General features: G+C 48.2%; 6 protein-coding genes. 3 read left to right on the forward strand and 3 right to left on the reverse strand.

What is annotated here, in order from left to right; all coding sequences use genetic code 11:
• Positions 1 to 740: 740 nt before the first annotated feature.
• From ACWB0I_RS05335 to ACWB0I_RS05345, 3 genes are read right to left on the reverse strand one after another with little or no spacing between them, the layout of a single operon-like run.
• On the reverse strand, positions 741 to 2,582 hold the full coding sequence (locus ACWB0I_RS05335) for a phosphoenolpyruvate carboxykinase (ATP) (protein ID WP_479387005.1): 1,842 nt from the start codon (positions 2,580 to 2,582) through the stop codon (positions 741 to 743).
• A 29-nt stretch (positions 2,583 to 2,611) separates the two neighbouring features.
• Positions 2,612 to 4,960 carry a pyridoxal phosphate-dependent aminotransferase gene (locus ACWB0I_RS05340; RefSeq protein WP_479387006.1) on the reverse strand — a complete coding sequence of 783 codons (2,349 nt, stop codon included), beginning with the start codon at positions 4,958 to 4,960 and terminating at the stop codon, positions 2,612 to 2,614.
• A gap of 29 nt (positions 4,961 to 4,989) precedes the next feature.
• The gene (locus tag ACWB0I_RS05345) at positions 4,990 to 6,390 is read right to left on the reverse strand and encodes a flotillin family protein (protein ID WP_479387007.1); all 1,401 of its coding nucleotides are present in this window, start codon (positions 6,388 to 6,390) and stop codon (positions 4,990 to 4,992) included.
• Positions 6,391 to 6,738: 348 nt separating this feature from the next.
• Between ACWB0I_RS05345 and ACWB0I_RS05350 the strand changes: the two genes are divergently transcribed.
• From ACWB0I_RS05350 to ACWB0I_RS05360, 3 genes are read left to right on the forward strand one after another with little or no spacing between them, the layout of a single operon-like run.
• Positions 6,739 to 7,653 (forward strand): patatin-like phospholipase family protein, encoded by a 915-nt coding sequence (locus ACWB0I_RS05350; RefSeq protein ID WP_479387008.1) that lies wholly within the window; start codon positions 6,739 to 6,741, stop codon positions 7,651 to 7,653.
• 1 nt (position 7,654) lies between these two features.
• Entirely contained in the window at positions 7,655 to 9,223 is a 1,569-nt protein-coding gene (locus ACWB0I_RS05355) for a glycerol-3-phosphate dehydrogenase/oxidase (RefSeq protein WP_479387009.1), read from the forward strand.
• 4 nt (positions 9,224 to 9,227) lie between these two features.
• Positions 9,228 to 10,118, forward strand: a complete 891-nt coding sequence (locus ACWB0I_RS05360; RefSeq protein ID WP_479387010.1) for a glycerophosphodiester phosphodiesterase family protein — start codon at positions 9,228 to 9,230, stop codon at positions 10,116 to 10,118.
• Positions 10,119 to 10,833 lie beyond the last annotated feature (715 nt).

The following is a 10,833-nucleotide window of genomic DNA, read 5'->3' on the forward strand; positions in this document are numbered from 1 at the left end:
TCTGTGGTTGTTTAAATCCCCAAGGAAGGTTTTTGGTTGCGGCTGTGCTGCCTTAGAATACTTCCTTCAAAAGATCTAATCCCGCCACAGCGGGATGCGAAAATTTTAATGCTGTTTTAGGGAGGACGTGTTGAAGAATTGGTTTAAATTATTTCTGCGAATATCAGCTAAATCTGCGCGAAATATAATTGTGATTAAAACAGTTTCTATCACTTTTGGTTGCGGCTATGCTGCCTTAGAATACTTCCTTCATAAGATGTAATGCAATAGCGTGCGAAAATTTTTGTGCTGTATGAGGAATTAAAAAGGTTGAGTTGTTGAGTTGTTGAGTTGTTTAATTGTTGAATAAGCATCGGACTGACATTCCCAATTTCCATTGATCGTGAATGGGGCCATGAAAGAAAATCTCCAACACAGGTGGTAATCCCTCCCCCTCTCCCAGACTTTTATTCTGGGAGAGGGGGATCAAGGGGGTGAGGGCTAATTCGTAAAATGACTTCCACTGTTAGGGTAGTAAAGTTAAGAGTATATGAGTGTAAGATTTAAAGAGTTCCGGAGCATCGGCCTGTCATTTTTTAAAGAAATTTTTTGCTTGCGGTTGTGCTGCCTTACCAAAGTCTCGAGCTGAAGCTCGAGTTACGTTGCGGCTGCGGATTGGATGTCAGTCTAAGGGTTTCTTCACCCCTACCCCACTCTCCCGCACAGCCGATGCTCAGTCGACCAATTCCCTTAATCCCGGTTCATCGCCAGCGCCAGACGCCCGGACGGCGGGGACGCATGCTCCCCAGACCAGAAGCCGCTTCCTGCGGACGAGCCGATTTTCTGGCCATTTCCAGACCAACGGGAATGGAAACGGGCTCCATCCGCTGTTCAATGGCAAATGCGCGCTGAGCCGCGCGCATGATTTCCGGTTTTAAGCCTTCTGCGGCGATCTCTTCGGTAAATTTCTTACGTCCCTCAATCAATTCCCTCAAATAGTGATTGATCTGTTCTTCAGAATAGAATCTGCGGACATCGTATTCATGTAATGGCCGCCCCTCCACGGCCACAATACCTTCCGTCCCCAAAATACCGATTTCGTAAGTATTGGTGCCCCGTAAATCGCCGCGTTGAATGGTGGCCATCAGGTTTAAGGGCACACGTTCCACCTTACGCACCAGTTTTTTTACGATCCGGCCGTTTTGTTCGCTGGTTTCAATGATTTCGCCCATGCCACCGGTATTGTACATAATAAAACGCACCTTGTTGGGGTACTTTTCAACCAGTTTCATGACAATGTCGTAAAAGCGGTTGACCTTTACCCCCCGCGATCCAATGATGAACGGATCGGTGCCCACAATGCGCACCGACTCACCGGCTTTTTCCGGATTGGAGGCATAACTGTGCGTGGATTCGCCCCACAAATAGGCCAGCACGCCCTGTTCCGGAGTCAAGCGCTGAGCAAAGGGCATAATGGTATTACGGCGCGTAATAAAAGCGAAAATGATGCCATCCATTTCATCCAAGGGCGGAAGATTAACCGAAGGCGCGCTGATGCTGACCAATTTTTTATCCTGCCTGACCATCAGGCGCTTTCTAAAGATGACTGCCCGACCATTGCCGCAGAGCGACTCATCCAGAAAATCGATGTCGCCCTGATAGTTCATCATCACGTTTTCAATCAGCGCGGACTTGTGCACCAGGGCGTTGTACATGGCTTCCTGCTGATCCGGACGCACATCGGTTTTGACGTAAAAATTGTTTTCCGATCCTAACGCCGAGCCATCGTCGCGCAAGAAGACGATATCGTCCTGGCAAACCTCAGTCTTTTCGCCGCGGGAATGATCCAATCCTAACTGGTGGCAGGACCAGGTGGATTTGCCGGTAGCGGTCATGCCAAACAAAAACACCCCGTACTTTTTCAAACGATTGTCCTGTGGATCGCGCACGGTCACAATTTTAGTACCGGCGTGCAGACCTAACATGCCCTGCTCGTCGGCGCGCCACATGGCCTGGCGTAAAAAGCCTTTCTTGTCCTCGCCCAAATAATCGGTACCCAGGGCAATATTTAAGTTGTACTCCGGCAAGGCCAGAATCTGAGCGCGCATCATGTGCTCTTCCGGGATGTGTAACATGATAAATTCCGGGCCGGGACGATTGCCCACATCGAACATGGTACTGGCCCACATGTAGGCGTTCCGCACATTTTTGGGATCAGCCACAGAGACGTACAGGTTGCAGATCGGATTGTAATAATCGTTGTGCCCCATCTGGCGACGAATATGAACAAACGGTAAATTTTTAACCAGGTGCAAAACCTTTTTCAATTCTTCCTGGTGATTTTCTAGAATTTTGACGTGTGAATCCAGTAATCTGGGCAAACGGACGCGCGGGCTGCCCAGGTAAACCGTTTTGGGCGCCAGGCGGCTGGAAAATTTGGACATCCAGACATAGGAGTTAAAACGCGATTTATTGGCATATTTGCGGGCCTCTTTTTCCAGATAGCCCATATTCACGGTTTTGATATTCGGGCCCTGTAAAAGCTGCTTCAGTTCCTGATAAAATTGTTCGTAAAATGGTTCGTTGTAAAGCGCTTCGTACATGATGTTTCCCTGTTCTTAGACGTTTGACTCTAACCGCTGATGATGTTCTTGATCCGTTCAGCCAGTTGGCCAGGCGACAGATTGGCTGTGTTTAACTGCACGACCTTTACAAATTGCAGTAGCCTGGCATACCGCTCCTGATGTTGTTTTAAACGTTGCTCGTCCTGTAGAATCAGATATGGATTGTAGAAAGGTTGTTCTTTGCCGCTTCCTTCCAGGGCGGCGCCGCTACTCGCCCCTCGGTTTAAAAGCTGTAAAGCCTGCTCTGCTTCCAGGTCCTTCTGCGCTTCGGCAAGAGGGTCGTTGGTTAACAAAAACAACACCTGCAGATCGATGCGCTTAACATGGCGTTCCATGCCGCCAATCCAGTAGGGATCGAGCATGGCTGCCGAAGTCCTGGATGCCAGAAAACAGTACAACGCTCCGCGATCCATCAGGCACTGATCGGCATTGACGCAACTCTGATTTTCGCAATCTACGCGATCGGTGATCACGTTTTCGCATTTACATTTTTCAAACAAAGGTTCCAGGTCCGAGAAGTACTCAGCGTGTTGCGTGGGCAGGTAAAATTTGCGTTCGGCCACATCGGCTGCAGCAAAGCCGGCGCCAAATCGCACAAACAACAGGTCATTGCTGTGTAGCGCAAAGCGCCTGTCCTGCAAAAGCTGGTAAAACACAGGCGTTTTTTGCGTTCCTTTGGGACCGATCAGGGCAAAACCGCGGCCCTGCACATCGCCGGAAAAACCGCGTACCGTGTGCAGATCGAACAAGCGTTCGCCTAAATCGGCCACCATGGTTAAAGCCAGGGAACGCAACGCACCGTAATAGTCGCAATTAAACAAAATCCCCGTGCTTGTTTCTGAATGGTAAAAGGCGTGCGCTTCACGCCCCACTACGCCATCGACAGCGTAAATGACCCCGTGCGGTTCCAGGTCTGATTCCAATTGCGCCGGATACCAGTTTTCCATCCAGAAATCGTTAAGATGAGCGTTGTTGGTGCGTAGTTGAATGACCAATCCGTTGATGTTGGCATTCCATTCAAAATATTGATTGAATTTTAAATGGGCTTCGGCCTCAGCGATGAGCGCTTCCCGTTGTTCAAAATTGATCTTTGTTTCCAGCGGCGCCTTTTTCCGGATTTTTGTTTTGTAATTATTGAGCTGAACATATTTAACTCTGGTCGGTGTTTTGAGCTGACGCAGAGCCTGAGCAATGCGTTTCATGCCTTCTTCAATCTGCTCCATGGAGGTGGAATAGGAGATGCGGATGTGTTGATCTGAGCCAAAGGCCGCGCCCGGCACCACCACCACATTGGCCTCGCGCAGCAGGTAGTAAGCCATGCCATAGGAATTGCGGATGTAATGTCCATTGTATTCTTTCCCAAAATAGGCCGAAATATTGGGAAAGACGTAAAATGCGCCCTGCGGTTCGTGAACAGAGATTTCCGGAATGCTGCGCAACCGTTGCACCACATAGTTGCGCCGACGCTGAAATTCGGCGACCATGCGGTTAATCTCGTAAGACGGTCCCTTTAAGGCTTGCAAAGCGGCAAATTGTGAAATGGAATTGGCGTTGGAAGTGGAATGGCTCTGAATCTTGTTGGCTGCTTCCACAAGCTCCCTGGGCCCGGCCAGATAACCGATGCGCCAGCCAGTCATGGAAAAGGCCTTAGAAAAGCCATTGATTAAAATCGTTCGTTCCTTTAATCTGGTGCTAATCGAGGCAAAACTGGTAAAACGGAAATTGTCGTACACCAGCTTGGAGTAAATCTCATCGGCAATGATAAAGATTTCCTCCTCTTCCAGAATCTTAGCCAGGCTCAGCAGTTCCTCCTGGTTGTAAGCCGTTCCGGTGGGATTGGAAGGATTACACAAAATAAGGGCTCGTGTACTGGCCGAAATACTCTGTTTTAATTGCTCCGGTGTGAGTCGGAAGCCATTCTCCTCGTGCGTTTCCACAACGACCGGACGTCCGCCGGCCAGACGGACCATTTCCGGGTACGAAACCCAATAAGGCGCAGGAACCAGCACTTCGTCACCATCGGAAATGAGACCCATGATCACGTTAAAAATTGCCTGTTTAGCTCCGTTGGTCACCAGAATCTGTTTGGCGGGATCGTACTCCAGGCCGTGCTCTCTGTACAACTGTTCAGCAATCGCCTTTCGCAATTCCATGGTTCCGGCATTCATGGTGTATTTGGTAATGTTCTGATCTATGGCCTGCTTTCCGGCGTCTTTGATGAACTGGGGGGTGGGAAAATCCGGTTCGCCAACGCTAAAATCGACCACATCAATTCCCTGCGCGCGCATGGCAATGGCCTTGGCTGCAATCTTCATGGTAGGCGAAACGCCAATATGTTTAATCCGTTCGCTTAGCACTGTTTACCTCACTCCTGATTTTGCCCTTGTTACTCTTCTTCTCCGGACAATTTGTCTTTTAGAAATTTCTTCAGATCGGCTCCGGTTAATGATTCAACCACTTCCGGAAGCTGGGCCAGTATTTCGGCGATTTGTCCGGTTAGTTTAGAGCCGCCCAATTTGCCATCGTGTTCAATCATCACGATTTTATCCAGTTTGGAAAGCGGCTGAGCAACAGCGGAAGCCAGTTCCGGCATCTTTTCCAGAATCATCTGGTAAATGGCCGCCTGATTGTAACTTTCAAACGCTTTGGCCTTTGCTTTTAAACTCTCTGCTTCGGCCTGTCCCATTAACTTAAGCCGTTCGGCTTCAGCCTGGTCTTCGGCGATTTTGGCTTCTATTTTGGCCTGGGCTTCGGTTTTAATGCGGTAGCTCTCGGCTTCGGTTTCCGTTACAATTTGCGCCTTACGCGCTTCGGCCGGCTTGATGATATTGGCTTCCAATTCTTTCTGTTTTTTGGCGATGTTCAATTCTTCCAGTTTAATGCCTTCATCCATCTCCAGCTTTTTAAGCTTGTACTCCTCTTTCTTCAGTTCCTGTTCGATGCGGTAGCGCTCCAGTTCGTAAGCCATGTCGGCCATGGCTTTTTTGCGATTGACTTCCACCTGCGACTCCGATTTCAGAGCTTCATTCTGCCAGTTTTGTTTTGCAATCAGCGCCTCGGCCTGCAATCGCGCCACCTCCGCTTCCTTTTTGGCTTCTGCCGAACGAATGGTGATGTCGCGATTCTTTTCGGCCTGATCCAATTCGGCTTCGTACTTGGCTTTGGTAATTTGCGGACGACTTAGGGCTTCCAGATAGCCCTGGGTATCCACCACTTCATTCAGGCCAAACGACATGAGCACCAGTCCTAAATTATTGAAGTCGGCCTGGGCGTCACCGGAAACTCTGGCAACAAATTCCGTGCGTTTGGTAAACAGCTCTTCCACAGTAAACTGCCCGATTAATTCCCGCACTTTTCCTTCTAAAACGGTTTCGGCCACTTCGCGAATGCCTTCGGTGCCTTTGCTTAAAAAGTTGGTGATGGCCAGGTAAAGGGCGTAATCACTGGTATCGATGCGCACCTGGGCGGCAAATTCCGCCGTCACGGGAATGGAATTCTTGGTCATAACCTCGGCAATTTTACCATGTATGGGAATCACCTCGATGGGCAAACGTTCAACGGTTTCGAACAGAGGATTGACAAAGGTGCCTCCGCCAATGCGGTAACGAAAACCAATCTCTTTGATCGTACCGTCCGGCATGGTTACCTTGCCTTTTTTACCACCAGAAATAATTAAGATTTCATTAGGTCCAACCTTTCGATACTGCCTGGACATAAACCAGATGAAAAGAGCAATGAGGATAATCACTGCTCCGATGATGACAAACAGCGTTAGCGACGACATCATTCCTCCTGTTTGCTAATATGTTTCAACAACAACTCAGATTTAATTTAATGAAAAAAATAATTATTACCAATTCGATTTTTCACTTATTTTCACCGGACACAAAATTTTGTGCTGCAATCTAGCCGGACCGAGTGGAAATGCCATCTAATACCAATGGTCGATTTGTGTTAAATGAGTTGAATGAGGATTTGATTCTGACCGGGGAAGAAGCCCTTTCATATATTTGCCATCGAAACGGCAAGTAAAAAATCCCTTTCAATTTAAACGTTTTCTGCTGGTACATTTTTTGTTGACTCCTTTTGTTTTTTTTACAAGATTGTTTAACAACAACTAAATGCGGAGTAAAACATGGCAGAATTAGGTGTAGCCCTGGGTGGAGGCGGAGCCCGTGGCCTGGCTCACATCGGAGTCTTAAAAGTTCTGGAAAGAGAAAAGATTAAAATTCAGGCCATTACCGGTTGTAGCATGGGCGCTATTGTCGGCGGAATTTACGCCTATCTCGGTGAAGCTCAAAAAGTGGAAGAGTTCATTCGTGAAATCTTGAATAGTCCCAAAATTAAAGAATTGGGATTGGCTAAAATGGCCGAAAATCAGGGAGCCGACAAAGGTTTTTTTGAACAATTTTTCGATTTTATTGACATTCGTTTTAAAGCGGTCCAATCTCTGGGACGCCTTGCCTATTTTGATGAAAAAACAACAAACATCATCTTCGAATTCATTCCGGATGTGCCCATCGAAGAGCTGCCCATCCCCTTTTCAGCCATTGCCACCGATCTGGTTTCCGGGCACGAAATAAACTTCACCAGCGGCAGCCTGCGTCAGGTTTTAAAAGCCAGCGCGGCCATTCCCGGCATCTTTCCTCCTGTTGAAATCGATCACTATCTGCTGGTCGATGGCAGCGCTTCCGAAAGCGTTCCTGCCGGTAAGGTAAAAGAAATCGGCGCCGACCGCGTGTTAGCGGTCAATGTTTCGCGGGACATCACCATTTTTGAAAAGCCCAAAAATCTGATTGAAATCCTGTTCAGAGCAGAGGATATCACCAGCCATCAGCTCTCGCAAATCCGTTTAAAAGAAGCGGATCTGGTCATTACGCCGCGCGTACAGAATCTTTCCTGGGTCGATTTCGATAAAATCGATTATCTGGTGGCAGCTGGCGAAATCGTGACCCTGGAAAATCTGGAAGAGATCGAAAATCTGGCCAATCGCAATAGTTACATTCTGGAAATGGAACAATTCATTAAACGGCTGAAAGGAAGTATCTAACTTGAACCGTGACTATTTCATTCAACAACTTGAAGGCTCGGCTAACAGTCCCTGGGATGTGCTGGTTATTGGCGGCGGGGCTACCGGTTTGGGCTGTGCCGTTGATGCCGCCACACGCGGTTTTAAGACCCTGCTTGTAGAGCAGGCCGATTTTGCCAAAGGCACCTCCAGTCGCAGCACTAAACTGGTGCACGGCGGTGTACGTTACCTGGCCCAGGGCGATGTGTCGCTGGTCTTCGAAGCCCTACACGAACGCGGACTGCTCATGCAAAATGCACCTCATCTGGTCAAAAATCAGCCCTTCATTATTCCCCTGTACGAATGGTGGGAAGGCCCCTTTTACAACATCGGCATGAAGGTTTACGATTTAATGGCCGGTAAATTAGGCTTCGGTCCTTCGCAAAAATTGAGCAAAGAAGAAACCATGGCAGCCATCCCCAATCTGGATCAGCGCGGTTTGATGGGCGGGGTCATTTATTTTGACGGGCAGTTTGACGACGCCCGCCTGGCTGTAAACCTGGCGCAGACGGCCGTTGATCATGGCGCTACTGTCTTAAATTATTGCCGGCTTACCGATTTGCTTAAAGATGATGCTGGCATTCTCAACGGCGCCATCATCCATGATGTGGAAAATGCTCAGACCTTTACGGTTAAAGCCCGAACCATCGTTAATGCCACCGGCGTATTTTCAGATCAGGTTCGTCGACTGGATGAAGCGGAGGCCTCCCCTTCCATCGTTCCCAGTCAGGGCGTCCATCTGATGGTAGATCAGAGCTTTTTACAGGGCAAGGCCTCCATCATGATTCCCCACACCCAGGACGGACGCGTGCTTTTTGCCGTTCCCTGGCACAACGAGGTGATCATCGGTACTACGGACACGCCTGTTCGTGAAATCACCCTGGAGCCCCGGGCCAGAGACGAGGAAATCGAATTTTTACTGACCACTTCTGCCCGATACCTTAAAAAAGATCCGCGTCCTTCCGATGTTCTAAGCGTATTCGCCGGCCTAAGACCGCTGGCTGCGCCGCAGGGTTTGTCGACGCAAACCAAAGACATCTCCCGCCGGCATCAGATCACAGTTTCACGCTCCGGGCTGGTCACCGTTACCGGCGGCAAATGGACCACCTACCGTAAGATGGCGCAGGAGACCATTGACACAGCCATTCTGGTTGGGGGCCTGGATGAGAAAGAATGCGTGACTAAACACTTGCCCATTCACGGTTACCGATTAAACACCAATTTTGATGAGGCGCTGTACTACTACGGAGACGACAAACCGCTCATCGAAGAGTTAATCAATTCCCAACCGGAATTGGGCGAACGCCTGCATCCTGCTTTGCCCTACCTTAAGGCGGAAGTTGTCTGGTCAGTACGCCACGAAATGGCCCGCACGGTGGAAGACTTTCTAGCGCGTCGTTCGCGGGCGCTTTTCTTAAACGCCAGGGCCAGCATGGAAATGACAGAACCGGTAGCCCGCTTGATGGCCGCAGAATTGAATGAATCGGCCCACTGGGTAGAAAATCAGATCGAACAATTCAGAAATGTGGCTAAAAACTATCTACTGGAATAAATCCATGGAAGTCGAATCCAAACAAACAACGCTCATTGTAGCCCATCGGGGAGCCTCTCATGCTGCGCCGGAAAATACTTTGCCGGCCTTTAAGCTGGCCTTTGAAGAAAAGGCCGATTTTATTGAAGGCGATTTCTGGATGACTAAAGACCAGCAAATCGTCTGCATTCATGATCCGCACACAGCCCGTGTGAGCAAACCCAAAGTTAAACTGGATGTGCGTCAGGCGACATTAAAAGAGCTAAAAACAGTAGATGTAGGCAGCTGGAAAGGCGAGCAATTTAAAGGTACTACCATTCCAACCTTACCCGAGGTCCTGGACATTTTGCCCGCTGATAAAGGTATTTTCATTGAATTAAAAGATGCACGTTTGGAATTTCTGCAACGCCTGGCTGAGCTCGTGGAGCAATATGAAATCACCCCCCGGCGAGCCCGGTTTATTGCCTTTGATCCGGACCTGGTCAAAAAGGCCCGCCAGTTTTTTCCGGAATTTAAAATTTACTGGCTGTACAACTGGTACCTGGCAAAGGAAACAGGCGCCTTCTCCAATTCAGCCCAAGAAATTTTAAGCATGCTTGAACAATTGCCCAGCGATGGTTTGAACATCAATCCTTTTCCCTGGATTAATCTCTCTTTTGTCCGGAAACTACGCGCGATGAATATGGACTTTTGCGTGTACAACGTTAATTCCTTTGGTGTACTGCTGAAACTACTCACTCTGGGTGTTGATGCGATTGCCACCAACCATCCGGCTAAACTACGAAAGCAGATGGAAAAATATTTTGCGCCCAAACCGCTTCTCAGAGCCCAGAGCGAGGAGCTGGAAGTTCAGGAAAATGGTGCGTACATCTTTCACAACCATCCAGTTGAAGGGAAGAGGAAGGGGAAAGATTAAAACAAGGGCGTTTGATGAAAATGGATACCTGGAAAGAGATGAAAGGGATTCGATAACTGTAAGGAATTGCTGTGCTACGGTTCCGAGTTATTTTTAAATTGTAAGGATAGGTTTCATTTAATATTGAATGGATTTTTCTCAACCCAGCCAGTCAGTGATGTTAAAAACAGCATTAAACTGTCTGGCTGCATTGGTTCTGCTTTTAGAATACTTCTCTCAAAAAATCTAGTCCCGCCATGGCGGGATGCGAAAATTTTTGTGCTGTGTGAAGAAGCAAAACTGTTGAATTGTTGATTTGTTGATTTGTTGAATGGTTTGTTGTCCCGTCACAGTGAATCGCAATTTCCGCTGCGCTCCAACCGGCTAAAGCGGCCGGACAATTAAAAAAATTTCCCACACAGGTCTTCCCTCTCTCCCAGATTTTTATTCTGGGAGAGGGGGACCGAGGGGAGAGGGCTAATTCGTGAAATGACTTCTGCTATTGGAGGGGAAGCGTTAAGAGTGTAAGAGTGTAAGAGTGTAAGAGTTTAGAGGTTTAGAAGTTTAGGAGTTTAGAATACTTCCTTCAAAAGATCTAATCCCGCCACGGCGGGATGCGAAAATTTTTGTGCTGTTTTAAAAACTCATCCCCCAGCCCCTTCTCTTTAAAAAAGAGAAGGGGTGCAATTTTGCCGGCACGATAAATTTTTTACTTACATGTTGAATAATTGGTTTT

It is taken from the genome of Caldithrix sp., assembly GCF_056497305.1.

What these genes read in the sequence shown, in the direction of transcription:
- ACWB0I_RS05350 (WP_479387008.1), top strand. Translation starts at nt 6,739, where the DNA reads ATGGCAGAATTAGGTGTAGCCCTGGGTGGAGGCGGAGCCCGTGGCCTG.
- ACWB0I_RS05345 (WP_479387007.1), bottom strand. Translation starts at nt 6,390, where the DNA reads ATGATGTCGTCGCTAACGCTGTTTGTCATCATCGGAGCAGTGATTATC.
- ACWB0I_RS05360 (WP_479387010.1), top strand. Translation starts at nt 9,228, where the DNA reads ATGGAAGTCGAATCCAAACAAACAACGCTCATTGTAGCCCATCGGGGA.
- ACWB0I_RS05335 (WP_479387005.1), bottom strand. Translation starts at nt 2,582, where the DNA reads ATGTACGAAGCGCTTTACAACGAACCATTTTACGAACAATTTTATCAG.